The sequence below is a fragment of the Ascidiimonas meishanensis genome (assembly GCF_037782385.1).
GTDB lineage: Bacteria > Bacteroidota > Bacteroidia > Flavobacteriales > Flavobacteriaceae > Ascidiimonas > Ascidiimonas meishanensis.
In genome coordinates, this window is sequence record NZ_JBBEXD010000016.1 from 27,804 (window position 1) to 50,400 (window position 22,597).

Below are 22,597 nucleotides of genomic sequence, written 5' to 3' on the forward strand. Positions count from 1 at the left end.
TATAAAATGACAATTATCATTATTCACAATTTAATATGTAAAAGAATCCCCTTTTGAAAAAGAATCAGCAGGTGTACTCCGATCAAGGATTTTACTACTTTTGTAATGAATTTTTATACATTGAAGCAAATGACATTTCAAGAAGAAATTCTTCAGGGGATTCCAGCGAATTTACCGGAACTTCCTTCATATGATAACAGCACTAATCATGCGCCTAGAAGAAAGCCTATTCTAAATACCAAAGAGACAAAATTGGCTTTACAAAATGCCTTGCGCTATTTTCCTGCCAAGCATCATGCTTTTCTAATGGAAGAATTCAAAGAAGAGTTGCACTCCTATGGAAGAATTTATATGTACAGATTTAGACCTACATATAAAATGTACGCAAGACCTATACAAGCCTATCCTGCCAAATGTGCGCAAGCAGCGGCTATCATGCTAATGATTCAAAACAATCTGGATCCGGAAGTAGCACAACATCCTCATGAACTTATTACTTATGGCGGTAATGGAGCAGTTTTTCAAAATTGGGGACAATACTTGCTCACCATGCAATACCTAGCAGAAATGCACGAAGAACAAACCCTTGTTATGTATAGCGGCCATCCATTGGGTTTGTTCCCTTCTCATAAAGAAGCTCCCAGAGTAGTTGTTACCAATGGTATGATGATTCCCAACTATTCAAAACCAGATGACTGGGAACGTTTCAATGCTTTGGGCGTTACTCAATATGGACAGATGACAGCAGGTAGCTATATGTATATTGGACCGCAAGGTATTGTTCACGGCACTACAATTACGGTATTAAATGCAGGGCGTAAAATTGGAAAAAAAAATGAAGATCTGGCTGGGAAATTATTTTTAACTTCAGGTTTAGGCGGTATGAGCGGAGCACAACCCAAAGCTGGTAGTATTGCTGGTTGTATCACCGTTTGCGCAGAAATTAATGAAAAAGCAGTACATACTAGACATAGCCAAGGCTGGGTTGATGAGGTGATTGACGACCTAGAAATTCTTTGTAAACGGGTGACAAAGGCAAAAGAATCTAAGGAAATAGTTTCTATAGCATACCATGGAAATATTGTAGATGTTTGGGAGCAATTTTACAAAGCAAATATCTATGTAGATTTGGGATCTGACCAAACTTCTCTGCACAATCCATGGGCAGGAGGATATTACCCTCAAGGCATCTCTTTTGAAGAAGCCAAAACAATGATGGCCGATGAACCTGAAACATTTAAAGAACGTGTAAAGGAATCTTTAAGAGCCCATGCAGCAGCTATCAATAAACATACAGCACGCGGAACCTATTTCTTTGATTACGGCAACGCCTTTTTATTAGAAGCCTCCAGAGCGGGAGCAGATGTTATGAAGGCAGATGGAGATGGATTTAGGTATCCTAGCTATGTACAAGATATTATGGGACCTATGTGTTTTGATTATGGTTTTGGACCATTTCGCTGGGTATGTTGCTCAGGAAAGTCTGAAGACCTTCAAAAAACAGATGAAATTGCCGCTGGAGTTTTAGAGAAGCTCGCAGTAACTGCCCCTCCCGAAATAAGCTTGCAGCTGGCAGATAATATTAAGTGGATTAAAAGTGCGAGAGAGAACAAATTGGTAGTAGGATCAAAAGCACGTATTCTTTATGCAGATGCGGAGGGACGTGTAGAAATAGCCAAAGCTTTTAACAAGGCAATTGCCAGGGGAAGCATTGCACCAATAGTTTTAGGGCGAGATCATCATGACGTAAGCGGCACAGACTCTCCATATAGAGAAACTTCTAACATCTATGACGGTTCTAAATTTACCGCAGATATGGCAATACAAAATGTAATAGGCGATAGCTTTAGAGGCGCCACTTGGGTAAGTATTCATAATGGTGGTGGTGTTGGATGGGGCGAAGTGATAAATGGCGGATTTGGAATGCTCCTAGATGGATCTGAGGAAGCACAACGCAGCTTAGAAAGTATGTTGTTTTGGGATGTAAACAATGGAGTTGCCAGAAGAAGCTGGGCTAGAAACAAAGAGGCTGTATTTGCGATAAAAAGAGCAATGCAAGCCAATAAGAATCTAAAAGTTACTTTACCAAATGAAGTAGACGAAGCCTTGTGGAAGGAGGATTTCTAGTTTCTCTTCTTCTTGTAGATTTCTAAGTGTTTTTTGGGATGGTTTAGTGAAAAACAATTAATTAGGATAAAAAATTCATGTAATTTAGAATAAAACACCTGTTTTTAGCTTGATTTTTGATTTTAACAGGCATTTTTTGAAGTTTAGCATGGTTTTTGAAGCCTATTTTGAAATTCAAACTTAATTTTAAAATATTATATTATGAAAGCAATGAGACTTATTTTACCCCTCTTTTTGGTGGTTTTCGCCTCCTCCTGTGTTTCGGTTAGGGTGGCAGCAGATTATGATCGTAAGGCAAATTTTGATGAGTTTAAAACCTTTGCCTTTTTTAAACCCGGTATAGACAAAGCAGAAGTTTCTGATTTGGATAAGAAGCGAATTTTAAGAGCTATTGAATCTGAAATGCTGGCTAAAGGATTTACCAAATCTCAGGATCCTGATTTATTGATCAGTATTTTCACCAAAGAAAAAGAACGCGTAGATGTTTACAATAACTTTGGCTGGGGAGGCTGGGGTTGGGGTCCTTGGTGGGGCTGGGGCGGTAATATGAATACCGTTAGTACCCGCACAGAAGGTGTACTCTATATAGATTTAATAGAAGCTAAAAAGAAAGAACTGGTATGGCAAGGTAAAGGCACTGGTTATCTTACAGACCGCGTTAGCAAAAAAGAAGAGCGTATTAATGAATTTGTAAAAGAAATTCTAATGAAATATCCTCCTGAATTATTTACTTCTAATTAAATAGAAGGGCAAACAAAAAAATAAAAACGCATATTCAGGTGGTAGTATATGCGTTTTTTTCATTTAAGTTTCTTTCTTATTAATATCTTCTAAGAATTCATTGGTGAAATGCTCTTTGTGTTTGGGTTTTGCAAACTTGAGAGCATTATAAGTTACAGAATCTCCTTTGGGAATTGATAGACTTTTCCAAGAAGTTCCAGCAACCATCCTACCAACATACACCAACTGCCCTATGTGATATGCATAATGTGCCAATTGTCTATTAATAGCCTCCATAATAGTATGCCCCATATTCCTAATATAAATTACGGTATCAAAATTGGTCTCATCAACGCTTTCCAGTGCCTTAAAAAGACCAGACCAACCCTCTTCCCATTTAGACAGAAGTTCTTCACGATTCTTTATATCTGCTTCAAACTCCGCATCTCTATCCCGCCATTCTTTCTCCCCATCGGTCGTTAAAAATTCTGTCCAGCGGGAAAGCATATTACCCCATAGATGTTTTACTATAATGGCAATGCTATTACTTTCTGGATTATATTGCCAGAATAATTGGTCATCTGTTAGCTGATTAAAGGTTTTATCACCCAGCAATTTATAATAGGCAAACTGTTTTTGAACGCTTTCTAAATAATTGGTAATCATACATTTTTTATTTAGGTTGTACACTGTAGACTTGCATAGCACTGGCTATTTGTTGTGATTCGGTTGTATTAGGAAATAAATGATACTTTGGGGCAATAATGGTTTGCACCTCAATAACCTTTACAGAAATAATAGAGGCTATAGGGAATAAGTCTCCAGCAATGGGCTTTAAAAATGCTACCTTCTTTTCAAAAGAAAAATCCTTTGGCGTACTAATAGTTGCTTCACCTTTAAGTTTAAATCCTTTTTGAATAAAAACATTAATAAAGCTTACACATACTTTTGGGTTTTCTTTAATATTTCTAACACTTCCGGGAGAAGCAATATTGGCAATTAGTAAGCATTCTTCATTTTCATATGTAAAAACCTCCTTAGGAGAAACATTAGGCATTCCTGCATTGTCAATAGTTGCCAACCAGCATAATATACTGTTGTCAATATATTTTTTTACTTGCTTTGTGATCATACGTAAATTTTAAATTGGGTACCTAATGCATACTAAAAATAAGGAATTAATAGGTTTCTCAAAAAGAGATGCATAAATTGAAAAAAGTAGACACCTATGGATTAATAAAACATAACTGGTTTTTTTACTAGCGTTTTAATACTTCAAATTCAACATAAAACAAAAGGAGGACGCGAAAGCCTATAAAATTAATCATATAACGTTGGTACTTTCTACACAGATGGTTTGATCATAAAGTATAGTCAGCTGTAATTTTAAGTGGGTATTTTATTAAAAATACAACAAACAGAGTAAAAGTAATATGCTTCCCTTTTTGTAACTTTACCATTGTCTACAAAAACATCTGATATGGATACGTCTTATGAAAGCAATCCTATACTGGATAAGCTCCCAAATCACCTAAAGCAGTTTATAAAACCGCAAAAGTACATTGATTATTCTGCGATAGACCAAGCTGTATGGCGTTATGTGATGCGTAAAAATGTAGATTACCTGAGTGAGGTAGCACATCAATCGTATTTAGAAGGACTCCAAAAAACGGGAATTTCTATAGACCATATTCCTAATATGTACGGTATGAATCGTATTCTAAAAGAAATTGGTTGGGCAGCGGTAGCCGTTGACGGCTTTATACCTCCGGCAGCTTTTATGGAGTTTCAAGCCTATAATGTGCTCGTTATTGCATCAGATATACGTCAACTAGAACATATAGAATACACTCCGGCACCAGATATTATTCATGAAGGCGCAGGACATGCGCCCATTATTGCAAATCCTGAATATGCAGAATACTTAAGACGTTTTGGAGAAATTGGCTGTAAAGCTATTTCTAGTGCAAAAGATTATGCCATGTATGAAGCTATTAGACATCTTAGCATCATCAAAGAAGCGCCTGGCACACCTGCCAAAGAAATAGAAGAAGCAGAAAAGCGCATTGAAGCTTTGCAGAATGACATCGGAGCACCTAGTGAAATGTCTTTGATAAGAAATTTGCATTGGTGGACTGTTGAATACGGTCTTATAGGCACTCCTGAAAATCCGAAAATCTATGGGGCTGGCTTACTTTCTTCTATTGGAGAAAGCGCCTGGTGTATGACAGATCAAGTTAAAAAACTACCCTATACTATTAAAGCAGCTTATCAATCTTTTGATATTACCAAACCACAACCACAACTTTATGTTACTCCAGATTTTGCACAACTAAGTCTTGTACTGGAAGAGTTTGCCAATAGAATGGCATTGAGACGTGGCGGATTGGAAGGACTTCAAAAACTTATTGATTCACAAGCGCTTGGTACCGTAGAGTTTAGTACCGGATTACAGGTCTCTGGTGTTTTCACAGATGTTATTTCTCACGAAAGCAATCCTGTATATCTTCAAACTACTGGCAAAACCGCCTTGGCATATAGAGAAAGGGAATTGGTAGGGCATAGCACGCTTGAACATGCAGACGGCTTTGGAAGTCCGGTAGGAAGGCTAAAAGGCATTAATTTGACCATAGAGGACATGAGCCCCAGAGATTTGCGTGCTTACGATATTTACGAGGGAGAAAAAGTCACCTTAGAATTTGTAGGTGGTATTATGGTGTCTGGAGAAATTATTACCGGAACACGGAACCTTCAAGGGAAAATTATTATCATCAGTTTTAAAAACTGTACGGTAACTCACGGTGATAGGATCTTATTTCAACCAGAATGGGGCGTTTACGATATGGCGGTAGGTAAAGAAATTGTCTCAGCATTTAGCGGCCCCGCAGATGTGAGTAGTTTTGATTTAGTAACTCATGTCCCAGAAGAAACAACCATAAAGGTTAAAAAATCACCAAAGCGTGAAGAACTGGAATTATTGTACCAACAGGTAAGGGATTTTAGAGAAGGGAAAAATAAAACTATTTCCAGGCATAAGGTTTTCGAACAGGTGCAGGAGAATCATCCGGAAGACTGGTTGCTCTCCGTAGAACTCTACGAACTCGCCCGAAAGAATAAAGATGACGATTTTGGCGATGAAATTGTTGCACATCTAGAAATGGTAAAACAACAACGCCTAGAAGTGGGTCATTTAATTGACGGTGGGATTGCCCTTATTGACGCTGAGGCACAAGTGGTATAAAATTACTAAGCCAATAACTTTAAATAATCTTTTTATTCAAACCTCAGTTTATTCAACTGCATTTTTAGTTTCCTGTAAGCGGCAAATTTTGATAGCTTTTCACCAATTGCGATCCATTCCGCATCACTGATAAAAAAACCATAGGTGGCTACAAAAATGATCTCAAAATCATGGATCATCATTAAGAAATAGATACCAACATGCATCAATACACCTATTCCCAACATCCAGTATTTTAGCGCTTTTTGCCACACGAGTGCCGGAAAAAAAATTTCCCAATACATCGTTACATATGTTGAAATAGTTACAAATAATCCGTTTTGCACCAGTATTTTATTTATTGAGCTTCCGGAGAATCGCTCCAGACTCAAGGTGTAATAGGTAGCAACACCATTGAACCATACTTTCGAATTAATCTTAAAGAGACCCGAAATAAAATACACCAGACAAAGGTGTATTTTAATAGAAAGAACCGACAAATTATTTAATAGGAATGAAATCGTATTGGGTTTACATTCTTCACTGCTTTTGAATAAGGTGAGCCTGGTGAAGGAATTGGCGAATATCATATAGATCAAAAGAAACTTCATGAAATTATCTCCACCATTCAGGATGTAACCATTTAGTCTTTGTGCTATTTCAACAAGAACATATACCACGATAATGGTAATATTCTTACCAATTCCAAAAAGCATCAGGATGGCAGTAACTAAAAGCATCGTGAGTACAATAGTCGCATGACTGTTTGAAATATTAAAAAAATGAAGCAAATAATCGCTCGTTTTTCCTACTAATGCATCCTCACCTAATACTTCATTTATCACAGGAAAATAAAAAAGATACTTCTTCAGTATATGAAGTGCCAAAAACACTCTAAAAAAAGCCAGATATTTGTAATATGTGCTGGTAATTCTAAGCATATTTGTTTTCTATAGTATTTTTAATTGAAAATCAGTTTTAGTTTTCATTGAAGAGAATCATAGCCGAATCAAATAAAATTCCCTGAACTATTCTATCACTTGGTTTTGTGAGCATTTCTCGATTAACAAACTTGGGCAGCTTAATTTCTCGGATCGAAAACATTACATAATGAATTTGCTTGATTTTCTGATTATCCATGTTTTTTCTAGCTATGATTCGCCCATAGTCCACCAATACTTTGTGAGCTGATACCTGATTTGAAATTTCAATGATTTTGCTTTTAGCTAACGCATTATTATACATAGATGAAGAATCCGGATACTTTTGTTCGTAAAATTCGCGCTGTGAAACTATTGCGTTAATGATGCCTGTTAAGGAACCATTAACCATGTAATCTACTGCTTCTTCTTTGGTATTGAAAGGTACGTTCTCTTTTTTTTGCTGACTGAGAAATTCCAATGCCTCATAAGAGGCTATTTGCGTACTATCCTTAGTGTAAAAAGAATAATACAGCCTATGATTACTTTGAGGAGGAGGTGCAAAGAACGTCCATTTTTGATACAATAGCTTACCAAAAACGCTTAAAGGTTCTTGTAGACTAATTTTTATATAATTACTGGGACCTGCATATATGAAGGTCAGTAACCAATATGCAATGAAAATGGCAACAATAAAAATTCGTGTTAATTTCATAGAAAAAGAAAACCCGTAATTAACTTATAAAAACTAATTACGGGGTTTTTGATGTTAATCTAACATTGCCATAGCAAGTGTTTGTGTAGTATCTTTAGGTGGCTCTTCTTCCTCGCCACCACCGCCGCCATAAGCAGGGGTATGTACAGCAACTACAAATACAGCCACAACAACCAATGTCGTCGTATGGGCTTCTTTCTGAGGTGTAGCAACTGATGTTAATTGAGGAACCTCTTTAGCAATTCCTTCCACATCAAGATCTTGAAGTGATGAAGAATTACTCATCAAACCCAGAGATAGAATCGAGACGATCATTACAGCGACCATCGTCAATTTAACATTCTTTTTTTTCATAGATTTTGGTTTAAATTAGATTTTCGGTTCGTGGAAAACCATCACGGATAAAAATTTATAAATTAAAATCGATACAATATAAGATAAATCTTCAAATATTAAAATAGTAACCTACTATTAAACTGATAAATAACTTTCTAAAATCATAGTATATTTTAAAAATTATAGCGTTTATTTCTTATGCAAAATAAGTTATATACTACGTTAATTAATGGAAAAGTATTTGATTTGATTTTGCATGTATTGAGGAAAACAGGTAGTGCTTTTTTCTGGTAGCCTCTTGGTATCAAAAATACGATAACGGAGATGAATTGGTACTTCTTAAAGAAAATGGAAGTTGCTAGCACTACTTCAGGAGTAATTGGTCTATTAAGCTTTGTTTAATTGTAGTATTGAAAATAGAACTCAGAAAAGCTCTAAATTCGCAGATAGGTATTATTTAGATTCAAATTACCTTACCCAATAGTAAAAAAGGGGCCATTGAGAGTGATTTTACCTCTATAAGGGATCATTATTTTAAAGAAAGTCGGTTTTATCAAATTGTACATCTCCCCTACTATGTCTACAACACATAATGCAGCCCTAGATAGTATATCGATAGACGACTTGAAAATAGGTTTATTACACAGAAAATCAGGTTATTCTAACAAAGAAACCTGAAATGCTAATAACGATTTTTTAAGATTAAAATACAGTTTAGACATTACATTGGGATAGGTGTTTAATGCCGTATAAAGTGTGTTTAGATTTTCTTCATTATAGGCTTCTCCCTCAAAGTAAATCCATTTTTCAGCTAGGTATTTTTCAAAAGCTTTCTTGCTTTCTGAAGCTATCTCTTCTTTAAAAACGGGATGCTCTAAAAGATACCGTATTTGCTTTTTTAATTGCGCTTCTTGGGCTTCTGCAGCTGCTAGATATTCCAAAATTCTCTTAAAAGGAGTCACTCTGGTTGTAAATTCAAACGCCTGTGAAAGGTCGGAAAAGGTTTTAAGATTGGCATCCCATGCTGCATCAAACTCAAAAAAGTCTATATATAAGGTTAACAACTTAGAAGAGACTCCCTTTGCTTTTGCTTTTTCATAGAAGAAGGAAAAGATTTTTTGGTCGTTCCTTTGCAATTCTTCTGTTACCTCTTCTATGGTTACTTCTAATTTTTTTAAGAGAGGTTTACTTTCTTTACTTTGATATTTCTTCCCATCGTAATCAAAAGTTTTAATTACATACACACCATCTGCAATTAACTTTAAGGTTTCCATATCAGACCTTAAGGAGATCTCGGTATACTTAAGATCGGTCATAGTATCTGAAAAAAGTTCTTCTAAAGTAGCTGCGTTTTGATCGGCTATCTTTGCAGCCTCCAAATCAAAAGAGATAGGATTACCTTGATCATAATAGGAGTTATAGATACTGTCAAATGAATTATCTATAAACTCTTTGGTAATTGCCTCCTTAAAATCTTGAGTAGAAAGCCTCTTGATCTCCCCCTCGTAATTTACCGTTGTAAATAAAATTTTGGTAAGCTTTTCGCAGAGTGCTTTTGCATCGCTAAAGATAGTCATGGCTGCGGTGGCTGCTCCTTCTTTTCGCTCTTCCGCTACACTTTTTAAATGTGCAATACGCTCATCCACCCCAGGATGTGAGGCCCATTGATCTTTAATCACTAATTTAGATTTATTAAACTTATTAAGTTCTAAAAAAGAAACACTAGGCAAATTATTTACCAATGGTAATTTGCTATCTTTTGCCAAATACTCCATCACATAGCGTTGTTCTTCAAACACATTGGTGCTTTGCAGGTTCTCTACTATTTTACCTTCATAGAATCCTAAAACCGTATTATAGGCATATTCTGCCAGTCCCATTCTAAGTAACGACTCCTTTAGCGGATGGTAGCCAGTGATTTGCGCTGCAATTTCATCTGCATGAAATTCCATTTCTCTAGACAAGCCCATATACGAAACATTCACCAGGGCATACAACTTTTGGAGAAGCCACTGTATCACTCTTAAAACACCTCTTGCTGCAAAAGTAACCACGGAAAAAATTCCGCTAGACGCCGCAAAATTCCCAATGAGCTTTTCATAGGCATCATTGTCATACAACATATTGTAAATAATCTGATTTACATTGTACACATAACTCCCTACCTTCATTGTCTTTTGAGAAAAATGTCCAAACTCATGAGATAAAATCGCTTTGAGTTCTCTATCTGTAATACTATTTACAAGCCCCATACCAATCATAAGATTTTTACGTACCGGAAAGAACATACTCCAAAAATTAGAATCATAAAATACAGATGCATTCACCTCTGGTGAGAGGTACACTTTTTTAGGAAAATCTGTTCCTACTGCTACCACAATCTCATCTATTAAAGCAAATAAGGCTGGTTGCTCTTTGCGGCGAACTTGAATGAGCATGGTGTAGTCTATCTTGTTAGATTTAAAAGCAAACTTGACCAGAAAAAAGAGAATGATTAACCCAAAGGCAACCAATCCAAATCCTAAAACCATGGTGATAAAAGAGGGACGACCTATAATCATTTGAATTCCCCAATACGCACATAAAGCGGTTAAAGCTATCGCTAAACCAAGCAGTAGCACATAGGAAATTACAAATAGAACAATGGAAAGAATAGCTTTGGTAGATTGCTTTTTAAAGGAGGAGGATACTTGTATTTGATTTTTGATCATAGCTCGATGCTTAAGACTTTTACAACCATTTTAATACTTCTTACCATTAAGAACAAAATTGGTTGAGCACTTAAACATACTACAAAGTAATTATTCTGAAAAATACATTTAGATAAATACCTTAAATTTTCGCTTAAACTGCACTAATTCTTGGGAAGAAGCTTTTAATAAATTGCTACTCATCTAAGCAAAAATAAAAATCGTTTTATTTTTAAAGAATCCTGCTTTCCATAAGATAAAAATTGAGCTGGTCTCAATAATGTATCGAGTATACACGATCTGTAACGTATAGTAGACACGGTTTTTATTTATTCTAAGCTTTTCCCGAAGAATAGCTTTTATATTCCGTTAACCTCCAAAATCTCTGGATGCTTTTGGGTTTTACCATCCCAAACCGTAAAAACCGTGTAAAAATTACCTCTTTTTTTACACACTTTTTCTCAAAATACACACTTTACAGAATAAAAAAGTAGAGCACTTCAGACTATTGTAAAGAATACTACCACACTTTAATACCTGCTAATCAATTTACATTAAATAACTTACGTGTTTTAAGAATTTCTTTTGTAGCTATCATAACAGTATTCAAGATACTTTTCGGCATTATAATTGCTTCCCTTGCATCGATCTAAGATTTGTAAGCAGCATACAAATACCTATGATCAATTGATAGCAAACCATGCTACCAAGAATCGGTCTTTTTAAACGTTATTCATTCTTAAGTTTTAGACCGATTTTATCCCCGCCATTGTTTTTAGGGCTTTGGCGGGGTTTTTTTATCAAATAATAGCTTTATACGACTAGCCAGTCCAGGCTATATAGTTAATTGAACTAATCCTCATACTTTAGGGAAGATATAACACTCTTTATACACTCAATTAAAACAAGCTTCTAGAATTAAGCATACATTTCAAGGATATTTTCTATATTTATTTTATGAAAACTTACCCTCTTCTCTGCTGTTTATTTTTTTCGCTGCTACTTTCTGCGCAAAACGATTTGTTTCATGATGAATCTTATAAAGACGCTGCCTTCTTTGCTTTTAAGATGAAGCTCCTAAAAGCTATTGAAACGCAAGATGTAGATGCCTTAGTGCCAATTCTTGCAGATACGGTTGAAGATGGCTTTGGTGGTTGTGGCGCCTGCCCTAAGCAGGAGTTTATTAACAATCACTTTAGCAAAGACCAAAATAATTATTGGTGGGGTATTCTAAGAAATATTACTCGATTTGGTTTTGCACGTATTGATAAAAATGGGAAATATTTTTTTCAAGCCCCTTCTTGGTATCAAAAACACAATAGCGAGAATGAATTGGTGGTTCTGGGAGAAAATGTAAATGTGCGGGAAGATGCCAGCACTAGTTCAAGGGTAATTGCCCAGCTAAGCTTTACCAAAACCGGATGTAATTGTAGTATCGTAAATATGACGGAGGAGAGTTCTAAATTTGCAGATGGGTATCACTGGATCCAAATTGTTTTACCAAATGGTAAGAAAGGTTACATAGTGAGTGATTTTACTTCTATGAGTGATGGTTATTTTAAAGAATTGTCTGTCAAGAAGATAAATGGCGAATGGAAAATAACTTCGTTTTTTAATCCAGCGGGTTGTTAATTGAGTTGGTATCTGCTCATACTTCATACTGCTATTGATTAAAAGAGTTCCTGCCAATTACTATTGTCTGACTTCGTATTTAATTGCTTTGAATCCCATTTTTACTTTCAGAGTCACTGTCATTCGCTTTTAATGGAAAATAAGATTCATATTGATATAATTTAGAATGTCTAACAATACTTTTAGCCTTTTTAATCTTTTTGTCAATATCTCCACTATTAACTCGGAATCTTTCCAACGCTATTATAAAATGACGCAAATTGTCGTTAAAATCGTCTTCCAGAAAGTATAGATTATGAGTGTTCGCCTTATAGGTTCTACCCTCATTGTGAAGACTTTTAGCTAATTCAAAGTTTTTAATGGCTTCTTCATAATGATAATTAGGCTCTAAATACGCCATAGATTGATTACCAATAAGACTTTTGATTTCATTTTCCAATATTTCCATATGGTTAGGAAATGAATCTTCATTTAAAATTAAAAACTGTTTTAAGTTTCTATAAGCAGCGCACCAATCTCCTAATTCCAAGTGCATATTGGCTAAGTAAGAATAACTTATTACATTATTCAAACCATAAATATGAATAGATCTTATAATCTCTCTTAAGGCAAAGATTGATTCTTTTATTAAAAACATTAATAAATGAATCTCTTTTTCTCTCTGAAATAACGTTATTCGACAATTTAAAAAATCAATTCGAAAATCCTTTAAATGTATTTGATAATTAGGGCTAAACAAATCAATATATTCAAATTCCGATAAAGCTATTTTTTTATTTCTAAGATGTACATATTCCAATTCAAAAATTCTAACATACCGATTGCTGATGTTTCCAAAAGGTGATATAAAGTGATTCATGAATGTCAATTTCTTTACACTTCCTTTATTTCTTTCTACAATTGATTTTATGTGTTCAACCAACATAATAGCCTCTTTAACTTCAACATCACAAGTATTCAAATAGATTAACGCGCGATTTCTATCTTCCTTAGAAACGGTATCAAAAAGCTCACGATACTTTAAAATTTGAGGGCGATTAGAAATATCAGCAGTTAACGTCATTAAACGTGCAATTTTGATAGCAATATTTTTGGCACATTCTATAAGATTGTCAGAAGAATTGAAATCTTTTGAGGTATAAATATAAACACACTCTCTTAGAATAAATAACATTTTTTTATATTGAAATGTACTACTCTTAACTTTGCCAGCTTTACTATACAAACCAGCAGAGACTTCTAATAATTCTAGCACTGTTTCTAAAGAAAAATAGACGTTTAATTCAACTTTATTTTCTTTTTTCACAAAACTATTTATGAGATGTTTAACTCGTTCCTTTTTAATATCGGTATCCAAAATATTCTCGCTTGGAATAGAATTAAATTCTTTGATGTAATCTGTTGGATATAAATTGTTGGAATGAATGTTGGAATATATAACATCTGAAAATTTAGAAGTTATGTTTGCCAAATAATAATATTTATTAGCATTTATATAATCATTGTATTCAGGCAGAAGATAGCAAGGTAGTAATGAAATATTAAGCTTGTCAATTGAATTTTTACAAGTACTAAAAAATTCCCTTTTCCCTGAATTTAGTATCCGCTTTCTAAAAAACAAATTAAAATAATATATGGATTTGTAGTAGTAGACATAAGCACTCGTAGTGGGAATAAAACTTCTTTCATCATTTCGATACAAATCATACAACTGATCTAAGATAATAGTAAGATTTTTACTTTGAATTAAAAAATCATATTTGATAACATTTGGGAACTGACAATTTTTATAATACAAAAGACTCCCTACATTGCTATAATAATCTGCAGCTAAAGTTAATTTTCTATAAATATCTAACTCACTTTCATCTTTTTCCAATTCAGATTCCAATTTATCAAATTGAATTAAAGACATCACTCTTTTTTCAATATCTCTTAAGTTTGCATAGGTAATACCGTCGTTTCTATTTTTTTCTATTAATGCCAGATAAGCTACAAAGGGAACTATAAATAATTGAACGTCTCTATCACTTGTCTTGAACTTCTCATCTTGAATTCTTCCATAATTGCCGTAGTTACTGTTTTCATTAAACAGTAACTCAATACGTCTCATAAGCTTACTATAATGGATCATGGCAGAATCATAAGATCTCATCTTTTCTAAGGTTAAGCCTGTTTTAATACATTTACAAACCATTCAATTAATTGATTATAAGTGACATCTGCAGAAGAAGTTTTTGGCAACTGTACATGTTGAATAGATTCTGAATAGTACACAAGAGCTTCATCATATTCTTTGTCATAAAAATGTAAATCTCCTAAAATAGTTTGAAAGAAAAATAATGCCGTAACAAATTGATTATCTCCTGGAATGGGTCTGTAATCGGCATATTTTTCCTGCAATGCTAATAATTTATATCTATAGTGTTTTTTTATTTGGAGCGACTCATCTAATGTAAAATTAAATGCAGCAGAACTTAAATCTGATATCTTTGATAAATACACTATCTCAGATTTCACCCTATTATAAAATCGATAATGGAAGATGCCGTTTACCGTTTCTCTAATATGATTCTTAGAAAGATAATTGATAAGATCTTTAATAAATTGCCTTAAATTAGGCTCTCGGTTTACTAATATGACTTCTGGAATCAATTCCAGATTTCTCCATGAAAAACCAAATTGATGGAATTTAAGAATATGATCAAAAATAAAAGCATTAGAAAATAATAATTTGTCTCCTAGAGCTTTTAAATGCCTACTATTATTTATTAGAAAAGGGCGGTACATCTGGGAAGTCAGATTTAGTTCATATTGATGATCAAACTTAAACCTTAAAAAGAGGCTTTTATTTTTTTCATCCTCAGATTCGCCATCCTCATGTCTTAGAACAAAATTTTCATCTTGATTTTCCCAATCTCCTTCTGGCACGATAATAGATTCTATTAAAGACACCATTTTCTTGGGGGTTCCATTACTTCTATAGGTGAGATAAATAATGTAATTCTGTAAAAGGAAAATGATTTTATATTTCATCATTTGATACTCATAGTTCCCCTTATACACCCCAACGGAATCTTCATTTTTGGCAATTCCATCCTTCAATCCTGTCAAATGCTCTTCTTGAGTTTTTATATTGTTTGACTTTGGTTTATATTTTTTAATGGTTTTAATAAATAACTTGTTTTCTCCCTTTTGCCTATCCTTATGCTCATCATTTTCAAAGAATAATCTATACTGTAAATCTTTTAATGAATAATTAAGATCCTTATATTCTTCAGTATCCGGAACGCTTGATTCTGACAAAATAAGTCGCATCAGATAATTTTCAATCATTTGTGTGATCCCTGCCCGTGATTCAATTTTATCTTTAAAAAAAGAATTTATATAGATAATCTGATTGAAGATACTACTGTAAAAAGAGTTTCTGTCTGCAATATCAGCAAGTGAAGCATCATATAATTCACGACCGCCAATGAAAAAGAACTTGGCTTTTACTACGTTTAAAAAATTTTTGAGATTCCCCAATAAAACAGCAACTGCTTGTTGTTTTTCTCTGATAGATTGCACATCATCTGGTATCTTAGATGAATACGACTCATATTCCTTTCCTTTTACATCTCTCCTGCTTGGGATTTCAATTTTATCTAATTCATCGATAATAAAAATGAAATTAGGAATAGCTATTGAGTTTTTTTTCTTTCGAAACTTATCTATATCTTTTAAAATTCTAATAAGCTCATGTTCTATCTCTTTTGCAGATGCAATAGGATACACATTATTTTTCCCTTTGGTTCGTCTGAAACCTAAAGTCGGAATTATTTTATATGATTCATCACCAGCAAGATTTGCGGTAAGCTCATTCCTTGTTTCATAACTTAAACTAGAATCAATTCGTTGATATAGAACTTTGAGTTCTTTATAAATTTCGCTCCTTGATACTTCTTTTTTATTACTTGTAAATAAACCAAACAACCACCTAAAGGGCTTATATATGGGCCTATTAAAATAATCTCCTTTTGCCCCTATTACCTCATCTTTCCAAAATTCTAATAAAGCAATAGTAATTCTTTTTAAAATGTCTTTTTCCGATACAAAATCTTCCGCCAAACTTATTTCAAATACTTTATAATATTTAATACTTGATATATAAGGCTTATAGTTCCAAAATTCAATAAAATCCGTTATAGAAAATATTAAAAGAAAAATTAATAATAAAACTATTACTTGGGTTATTTCAAAAGGTTTACTAATATTTATTAAATAAAAGGATACCAAAAAAACTATATCTAAAATTAAAATTCGCCTTAAGATTGATGTATTATCCGTTCTACTAATGTTTTCCAAATTTTCATTCTTATGCAATCCTTTTTTCCCTTTTTCTTCTTCACTATTTTTTAACTCATTCCTATTAAATTGAGAGATTGCTCGACGCACCAAACTTGTCTTACCCATGCCTCTATATCCTGCAACCAAATAAGCGCCAGATTGCGTTTTAGAACTACGTAAAATTTCGATGACCTTATTCTTAGCCTTTCTTCGACCAATAAATCGAGAATCAATTTCATTTTCTCTATCGAGCTGATCACTATAAGGACTATGAAAAAATCTATAATCCTTTAACTCTATATAAACATGTTTTATCCGGGCAGAAAAGTTATTAATAGAATTAGGTAAGCTCAACTTCTTTTCTTCTGACATAATAATAAAGATTAATCTTTGTAATTTATAAATTATGAATGGTAGAAAAGTAAGTATAAATACCTGTTTTTGATTATGGTATACCATAATCAAAAAATAAAACAAGGTTTAAACCAGTAATATAAACCCATTTTAAAAACTAGATTCCCGAGTATCTTAAACTAAAGAAGGTTATGAAAAGTTTATATGAATTTACTAAATATCCGATTTTTAAAAGCCTCATGTTCCCATAAAGCATAGTTCTAAAGAGCATTGTCCTCATTCCAGAAACCCTTGACTTCAGAGCTCACCATCAACCTTAAATACATTGAAATAATTCTCTTCTTTAAAAATTACTCAAACGCACCGCTTTACTAAAACCCCTCCAAAGGAATTTCTTCCAATGTACTTTGATCTTTAATTATTGCTCCTTGATACTCTAATGTCCAGCCCAAAGAATTGGTAAGAATATAGAACTTAGAAAGTTCACTCAAAAGCCGGTTTTGCGCATTTTTTTTGAGTTTTGAAGCTTTTATTTTCTTTCGTAAAGAAGCTTTTACATTTTCTTTTATGAGGTTGTAGTCTTCTGCTGCAAACGGATTTAGATAATCGGCTTGCACATCATAATATTCAAAATCTGGAAAAATCTTTAATTCCGGAGCAGGAATGGAGGTAATACGCAATACTTGATTCAGACTATCCACTTCAAATTGTAATGCACTCAAATCATACGTTACTTGTACCTCAGCATTTACCACAACCAGCGCTTTTTTCTCCGCCGAAATCAGATTCCCAAATAATTCTTTAGCATCTTTATAGCGATAAACTTCTGTAAAATTTCCTTCCGTAACTACCAATTTGCTCACGTTTGTAAGCTGTTCTTGAATAAGCTGCGAACTCTCTGTTAGTATTTGTTTTTGGTTTCTTTGACTTTCACATTCCCTAAATACTAACAAAAGTAATAACGTTATAACAACTCCAAAAAGTATTTTTCGCATAAGTGGCTCATTTTGCTTTACAATCGCAAAGCAGGGTTTCTAAAACTTTATAAATGGGTACGCTTTTGTTAACGTATTGATTTTCTCTTGTAACTGGGTCTTAAAATCTAGATGGGCTACTGAATTCAAATCAAAAGGTTTATGTGCCAACCCAGCTTGTATGGAGGCAACAGTTTTCATAGTGCTACTGGTTTCTTCAGCAATCCATACTTTTTGAAACTGCTCCCAGATAAAATTAATAGCTGTTTGGTTTGGGTGAATCATATCTTCTGCGTAAAAGCGGTAGTCCCGCAGCTCATCCATCATTAATTCATAGGCAGGAAAATAATGCTGGTGCTTACCGGGCGCAACCAATTCATGCACTGCGGCAATGAGATGTGCTTTGCTGCGTTGATTTTCTACAAAGCCATCTTTTAAATGTCTAACAGGTGAAACAGTAAATATAAGTTGTACTTTAGGGTTTACTAACCTGATGAGTGAAACAATAGCTTCTAGGCTTTCTTTTATTTCTACTACGGAAAGTAGTTCTTTGGCGAATTTTTTTTGCGGAACTTTATGGCAGTTAGCCACCCATGCATCTGTTTCCAAATGTCTGTACACCCACGCAGTTCCTAATGTAATAATAATGTGACTTGAAGTACGTAAAAAATTATGAGTGACTTTTAAAGAGGTATTCAAACGCTCCAGCATAACTGTAGCATCCGTACTGCTGCATTGAGAATGTGTTTCAAAACAATGCCAACGCTCATTTAGAAAAAAAAGATCTTCTTTAGTAAAAGAAATCTCGTCAATAGCTCTAACAATTAATTTCTCCAGAGCAGGTGGTTGAAACACAATACCAAAGGGATTACTTAAACTTTTGAATTTATAATAATGAAGCTTATTGCCTATATGATTGGAAAAGCAAGAACCAAATAAAAGTATGTTAGAATGGTAGGATAGTTGTTCTTTTTCAGGATATAAGGGTACTGGGGTGCTAAATTTCATTTATGGGCAACGTTCGTTTAGCTAAAAAGACCAAATTTAGCTTTAGGCATTTTTACATACCTCTTCCTTTTTTAGGCTTAGCAGATTTTTGTTCTGTACTTTTTCTCTTAGCCTTAGGCTTTTTATCGTCGTTTACATTCATTTTGTCAGGAGTAGTTAGCTTAGTAAACGCAGAAAGGTCTAAAGGTGTACCCGCTTTTTGTTCCTCTTTTACAGGAGAAGAAGTTACTTCTGGTATACTAGCAGCTGCTTGACTCAAACTTTCTTCCGCTTTCACCGTTTCCTGAAGTTTTCCAATAAGTTCTACCTCATTGGGCATGGCGAATTTCATAAACTCGTCTATGTCTGTTCCTTGCAATGGTTCTACGCCTGGTGGCAGTGGAATATCCATAATGCCACTCAACTCATCAAAGATTGATTCTGCATCTTCTATAGAATTTCCATTAACAGGTAAAACAGGTGACCTTTCAATAGCTTGATCAAAAATTTCTTCAGTATTCGCTGTTGGGTTGAGCATTTGTAATGCCTCCATAGTAACTAAAACCTCCGGGCTGAATTTTGAATTATTCACTTGACTATCAGTAAGACCAAAAGATTCCATACCCACTTGCCGCGCTTCAGTTAGCGTCTGCTTAGCGATGGATTCTTGTGCGTTTTCGTTTGGCTCCATTATTACCTAAATATCCCTAAATATAAAGGGTTTAATTAAAATATCCAAAGATAGCAATCTAAAATTAACTAATTTCTAATTATTTTTAATTTATGAAACAATATATTCTTGTGCTCTCAAAAGAACTTTTGGAATTCCGCCTGCGTTTTTCCCTCCTGCTGTAGCAAAGAAAGGCTGTCCGCCACCACCACCATGAATTAACTTTCCTAATTCTCGCACTACCTTACCTGCATTGTACTCTCTGGAAGCTACTAATGATTTACTGATGTAACAGGTTAGCATTACTTTTTCTCCATTTTGGGAAGCAAACAAAAGAAATAAATCTTCTTCCTCATTTGCCATTTCAAAAGCTAAATCTTTAATCGCCGATGGAGCTAAATCTATTTCTGTAGCTAAAAACTGTACCCCATTGATCCTTTGCAATTGTTTTTTTAAATCTCCTTTTAGGTTTTTGACCTTTTGCTTTAAGAAGCTTTCTACTTGCTTTCGCAAATTTTCATTCTCTTCCTGAAGCTCTCTAATCGCCTTTACAGGTTCTTTTGGGTTTTTCAACAAGCTTTTCACCTCACCATACGCTTGTGTTTGCTCATCAAAATATGAAATAGCAGCATCTCCGGTAATCGCCTCTATCCGGCGAATTCCCGCAGCAACCGCACCTTCAGATTTGATTATGAAGTGCCAGATATCTCGCGTACTAGCCACATGTGTGCCTCCACAAAGTTCTACAGAGTTTCCAAAACGAATCATACGTACATTGTCTCCATATTTTTCTCCGAACAGCGCCATCGCGCCTTTATCTATTGCCTGTTGATAAGGCATGTTTCGATCTTCTTGAAGCAACAAACCTTCACGAATACGAGCATTTACAAAATGTTCTACTTGTGTGAGCTCTTCTGGCGTGAGTTTGCTGAAATGCGAAAAATCAAACCGCAAGTAGCCACTGTGCACCATAGATCCCTTTTGTTCTACATGCGTGCCTAATATACTGCGTAACGCCTGATGCAATAAATGGGTTGCGGTATGATTAGAAGCAGTTCGCGTACGTTGCTTAGCATCTACTACTGCTTCAAAAGTTTGCCCCACATTTCTGGGAAGGCTTTTAGTATAATGTACAATTAAATTATTTTCTTTCTTGGTATCTATAATATAGGTAACCCCTCCATCTTTCGCTTCCAAATATCCTTTATCGCCCACCTGTCCTCCACCTTCGGGATAAAATGGGGTAGTGTCAAATACCAATTGAAACAACGCACCTTCTTTCTTAGAGGTTACTTTTCTGTATTTACAGATGTGTACATTGGTTTTAAGCGTATCATAGCCTACAAAAGCTTCTTCTTTTGTAGGTTTGAGATCTATCCAGTCATCTGTAGTTATGGCAGTAGCTGCTCTGGAACGTTCTTTTTGCTTTTGCATTTCCGCCTCAAATCCGGCTTCTTCCAATTCCAGTCCGCGTTCTCTTAAAATCAAAGCCGTTAAATCTTTGGGAAACCCGTAAGTATCATAAAGCTCAAATGCTTTTTCTCCACTAATGGTTTTGCCCTTTACATTTTTTATGATTTTATCTAATAGCAATAAACCTTGATCTAAGGTCTTTAAAAAAGAATTTTCTTCTTCCCGAATCACATTAGTAATTAAATTTTTCTGCGCTTTTAATTCTGGAAACGCATCACTCATTTGATTGCTGAGGGTTTGCACCATTTTATAAATAAAAGGTTCTTTGGTGTTGAGAAAGGTGAATCCGTACCTAATAGCTCTTCTCAAAATACGCCTGATTACATATCCTGCTCCGGTATTTCCGGGGAGCTGCCCATCTGCAATGGCAAAAGCAACTGCTCTTAAATGGTCTGCAACTACACGAATAGCAATGGTTGTCTTATCATCATCACCATATTTTATACCGGTTATAGTTTCTATTTCTCTAATTAAGGGCGTAAAAACATCCGTATCGTAATTGCTGGTCACATTTTGCAACACCATACACAAGCGCTCAAAGCCCATGCCTGTATCTACATGTTGTGCAGGGAGTTTCTCCAGATGTCCATCTGCTTTTCTATTAAACTGCATAAACACCAGATTCCATATCTCAACCACCTGCGGGTGGTCTTTATTTACCAAGGTTTGGCCAGGTACTTTGATGCGTTCTTCTTTTGAGCGAATATCTACATGAATTTCAGAACATGGCCCGCAAGGCCCTTGGTCTCCCATCTCCCAAAAATTATCCTTCTTGTTCCCCATAATGATGCGGTCTTCTGGAACAATCTCTTTCCACAAATCAAAGGCTTCTTTATCCATTTCAAGCCCCTCTTCTTTTGCACCTTCAAATACCGATACATAGAGACGATTTTTATCTATATTGTAAACCTTGGTGAGCAGTTCCCACGCCCACTCAATAGCTTCTTTTTTAAAGTAATCACCAAAACTCCAGTTGCCTAACATTTCAAACATGGTATGATGGTAAGTATCCATACCCACATCTTCCAGATCATTGTGTTTACCACTTACTCGTAAGCATTTCTGGGTGTCTGTTACCCGCTTGCTTTTGGGAGTTGCGTTGTTGAGAAAGTATTCCTTAAACTGATTCATTCCCGCATTGGTAAACATCAAAGTTGGGTCATCTTTAATAACCATGGGTGCAGAGGGAACCACCTTGTGTTCTTTATCTTCAAAAAAGTTTAAAAAACGTGCTCTTATTTCTTTGGAATTCATCCTTCTCTTAGTTTTCTTCAGGAATTCATACAGGCTTCTGCCTATAAAACTTATTCAATTTTACGTTTTTAAAAAGAATATTTAATTCTTAATATAATCTTAACAGATTGTGAATGTATCCGCTCTTCAAAAAACAATTTCTATATTTGTTCGTTACTCAAATCATAAACCAAACACAACCTAACTTTGGAATGCA

The 22,597-nt window shown here is 34.7% G+C and carries 16 protein-coding genes; 4 read left to right on the plus strand and 12 right to left on the minus strand.

The genetic code is table 11. The annotated features are described in order from the left end of the window. Positions 1-129 precede the first annotated feature (129 nt). Together WBG07_RS18405 and WBG07_RS18410 are read left to right on the plus strand one after the other, a co-directional pair. The gene (locus WBG07_RS18405) at positions 130-2,127 is read left to right on the plus strand and encodes a urocanate hydratase (RefSeq protein WP_340203475.1); all 1,998 of its coding nucleotides are present in this window, start codon (positions 130-132) and stop codon (positions 2,125-2,127) included. Positions 2,128-2,328: 201 nt separating this feature from the next. Then, positions 2,329-2,868, plus strand: a complete 540-nt coding sequence (locus tag WBG07_RS18410) for a DUF4136 domain-containing protein (protein WP_340203477.1) — start codon at positions 2,329-2,331, stop codon at positions 2,866-2,868. A gap of 63 nt (positions 2,869-2,931) precedes the next feature. Here WBG07_RS18410 and WBG07_RS18415 read toward each other — a convergent pair whose 3' ends face one another. Further along, positions 2,932-3,513 carry a DUF1572 family protein gene (locus tag WBG07_RS18415; protein ID WP_340203479.1) on the minus strand — a complete coding sequence of 194 codons (582 nt, stop codon included), beginning with the start codon at positions 3,511-3,513 and terminating at the stop codon, positions 2,932-2,934. A 7-nt stretch (positions 3,514-3,520) separates the two neighbouring features. Beyond that, positions 3,521-3,979 carry a pyridoxamine 5'-phosphate oxidase family protein gene (locus WBG07_RS18420; protein ID WP_340203480.1) on the minus strand — a complete coding sequence of 153 codons (459 nt, stop codon included), beginning with the start codon at positions 3,977-3,979 and terminating at the stop codon, positions 3,521-3,523. 348 nt (positions 3,980-4,327) lie between these two features. Between WBG07_RS18420 and WBG07_RS18425 the strand changes: the two genes are divergently transcribed. Beyond that, positions 4,328-6,088: an aromatic amino acid hydroxylase gene (locus WBG07_RS18425; RefSeq protein WP_340203482.1), complete on the plus strand. Its 1,761-nt coding sequence runs from the start codon at positions 4,328-4,330 to the stop codon at positions 6,086-6,088. Positions 6,089-6,120: 32 nt separating this feature from the next. On the opposite strand, the gene WBG07_RS18430 is transcribed toward WBG07_RS18425, so the two are convergent. The 4 genes from WBG07_RS18430 to WBG07_RS18445 all read right to left on the minus strand — a co-directional run bounded on the left by WBG07_RS18430 (position 6,121) and on the right by WBG07_RS18445 (position 10,749). Beyond that, the gene (locus WBG07_RS18430) at positions 6,121-7,008 is read right to left on the minus strand and encodes a hypothetical protein (protein WP_340203483.1); all 888 of its coding nucleotides are present in this window, start codon (positions 7,006-7,008) and stop codon (positions 6,121-6,123) included. Positions 7,009-7,045: 37 nt separating this feature from the next. Next, a complete protein-coding gene (locus WBG07_RS18435; protein ID WP_340203484.1) occupies positions 7,046-7,702 on the minus strand; it encodes a hypothetical protein in 657 nt (218 codons plus the stop codon). A gap of 54 nt (positions 7,703-7,756) precedes the next feature. Beyond that, a complete protein-coding gene (locus WBG07_RS18440) occupies positions 7,757-8,056 on the minus strand; it encodes a hypothetical protein (RefSeq protein WP_340203486.1) in 300 nt (99 codons plus the stop codon). A gap of 638 nt (positions 8,057-8,694) precedes the next feature. Next, positions 8,695-10,749: a M48 family metalloprotease gene (locus tag WBG07_RS18445; protein ID WP_340203488.1), complete on the minus strand. Its 2,055-nt coding sequence runs from the start codon at positions 10,747-10,749 to the stop codon at positions 8,695-8,697. A 936-nt stretch (positions 10,750-11,685) separates the two neighbouring features. Here WBG07_RS18445 and WBG07_RS18450 point away from each other — a divergent pair. Continuing rightward, complete coding sequence (locus WBG07_RS18450; protein WP_340203490.1) at positions 11,686-12,360, plus strand: SH3 domain-containing protein; 675 nt, start codon at positions 11,686-11,688, stop codon at positions 12,358-12,360. Between the two features lie 79 nt (positions 12,361-12,439). Here WBG07_RS18450 and WBG07_RS18455 read toward each other — a convergent pair whose 3' ends face one another. The 6 genes from WBG07_RS18455 to alaS all read right to left on the minus strand — a co-directional run bounded on the left by WBG07_RS18455 (position 12,440) and on the right by alaS (position 22,401). Further along, positions 12,440-14,515, minus strand: coding sequence for a hypothetical protein (locus WBG07_RS18455; RefSeq protein ID WP_340203493.1), 2,076 nt, complete (start codon positions 14,513-14,515; stop codon positions 12,440-12,442). 11 nt (positions 14,516-14,526) lie between these two features. Then, positions 14,527-17,061, minus strand: a complete 2,535-nt coding sequence (locus WBG07_RS18460) for an ATP-binding protein (protein ID WP_340203495.1) — start codon at positions 17,059-17,061, stop codon at positions 14,527-14,529. Between the two features lie 353 nt (positions 17,062-17,414). Continuing rightward, a complete protein-coding gene (locus tag WBG07_RS18465) occupies positions 17,415-18,038 on the minus strand; it encodes a DUF4230 domain-containing protein (protein WP_340203497.1) in 624 nt (207 codons plus the stop codon). 39 nt (positions 18,039-18,077) lie between these two features. After that, the gene (locus tag WBG07_RS18470; protein ID WP_340203498.1) at positions 18,078-19,025 is read right to left on the minus strand and encodes a GSCFA domain-containing protein; all 948 of its coding nucleotides are present in this window, start codon (positions 19,023-19,025) and stop codon (positions 18,078-18,080) included. A 52-nt stretch (positions 19,026-19,077) separates the two neighbouring features. Then, positions 19,078-19,695, minus strand: coding sequence for a hypothetical protein (locus WBG07_RS18475; protein ID WP_340203499.1), 618 nt, complete (start codon positions 19,693-19,695; stop codon positions 19,078-19,080). Between the two features lie 90 nt (positions 19,696-19,785). Next, entirely contained in the window at positions 19,786-22,401 is a 2,616-nt protein-coding gene (gene alaS / locus WBG07_RS18480) for an alanine--tRNA ligase (protein WP_340203500.1), read from the minus strand. Positions 22,402-22,597: the final 196 nt, after the last annotated feature.

Excerpts from the sequence above, each read along its gene's own strand:
- WBG07_RS18460 (WP_340203495.1), bottom strand. The coding sequence starts at position 17,061 with ATGTCAGAAGAAAAGAAGTTGAGCTTACCTAATTCTATTAATAACTTT.
- WBG07_RS18465 (WP_340203497.1), bottom strand. The coding sequence starts at position 18,038 with ATGCGAAAAATACTTTTTGGAGTTGTTATAACGTTATTACTTTTGTTA.
- WBG07_RS18435 (WP_340203484.1), bottom strand. The coding sequence starts at position 7,702 with ATGAAATTAACACGAATTTTTATTGTTGCCATTTTCATTGCATATTGG.
- WBG07_RS18445 (WP_340203488.1), bottom strand. The coding sequence starts at position 10,749 with ATGATCAAAAATCAAATACAAGTATCCTCCTCCTTTAAAAAGCAATCT.
- WBG07_RS18475 (WP_340203499.1), bottom strand. The coding sequence starts at position 19,695 with ATGGAGCCAAACGAAAACGCACAAGAATCCATCGCTAAGCAGACGCTA.
- WBG07_RS18415 (WP_340203479.1), bottom strand. The coding sequence starts at position 3,513 with ATGATTACCAATTATTTAGAAAGCGTTCAAAAACAGTTTGCCTATTAT.
- WBG07_RS18450 (WP_340203490.1), top strand. The coding sequence starts at position 11,686 with ATGAAAACTTACCCTCTTCTCTGCTGTTTATTTTTTTCGCTGCTACTT.
- WBG07_RS18425 (WP_340203482.1), top strand. The coding sequence starts at position 4,328 with ATGGATACGTCTTATGAAAGCAATCCTATACTGGATAAGCTCCCAAAT.
- WBG07_RS18420 (WP_340203480.1), bottom strand. The coding sequence starts at position 3,979 with ATGATCACAAAGCAAGTAAAAAAATATATTGACAACAGTATATTATGC.
- WBG07_RS18455 (WP_340203493.1), bottom strand. The coding sequence starts at position 14,515 with ATGAGATCTTATGATTCTGCCATGATCCATTATAGTAAGCTTATGAGA.
- WBG07_RS18470 (WP_340203498.1), bottom strand. The coding sequence starts at position 19,025 with ATGAAATTTAGCACCCCAGTACCCTTATATCCTGAAAAAGAACAACTA.
- WBG07_RS18405 (WP_340203475.1), top strand. The coding sequence starts at position 130 with ATGACATTTCAAGAAGAAATTCTTCAGGGGATTCCAGCGAATTTACCG.
- WBG07_RS18430 (WP_340203483.1), bottom strand. The coding sequence starts at position 7,008 with ATGCTTAGAATTACCAGCACATATTACAAATATCTGGCTTTTTTTAGA.
- WBG07_RS18440 (WP_340203486.1), bottom strand. The coding sequence starts at position 8,056 with ATGAAAAAAAAGAATGTTAAATTGACGATGGTCGCTGTAATGATCGTC.
- alaS (WP_340203500.1), bottom strand. The coding sequence starts at position 22,401 with ATGAATTCCAAAGAAATAAGAGCACGTTTTTTAAACTTTTTTGAAGAT.
- WBG07_RS18410 (WP_340203477.1), top strand. The coding sequence starts at position 2,329 with ATGAAAGCAATGAGACTTATTTTACCCCTCTTTTTGGTGGTTTTCGCC.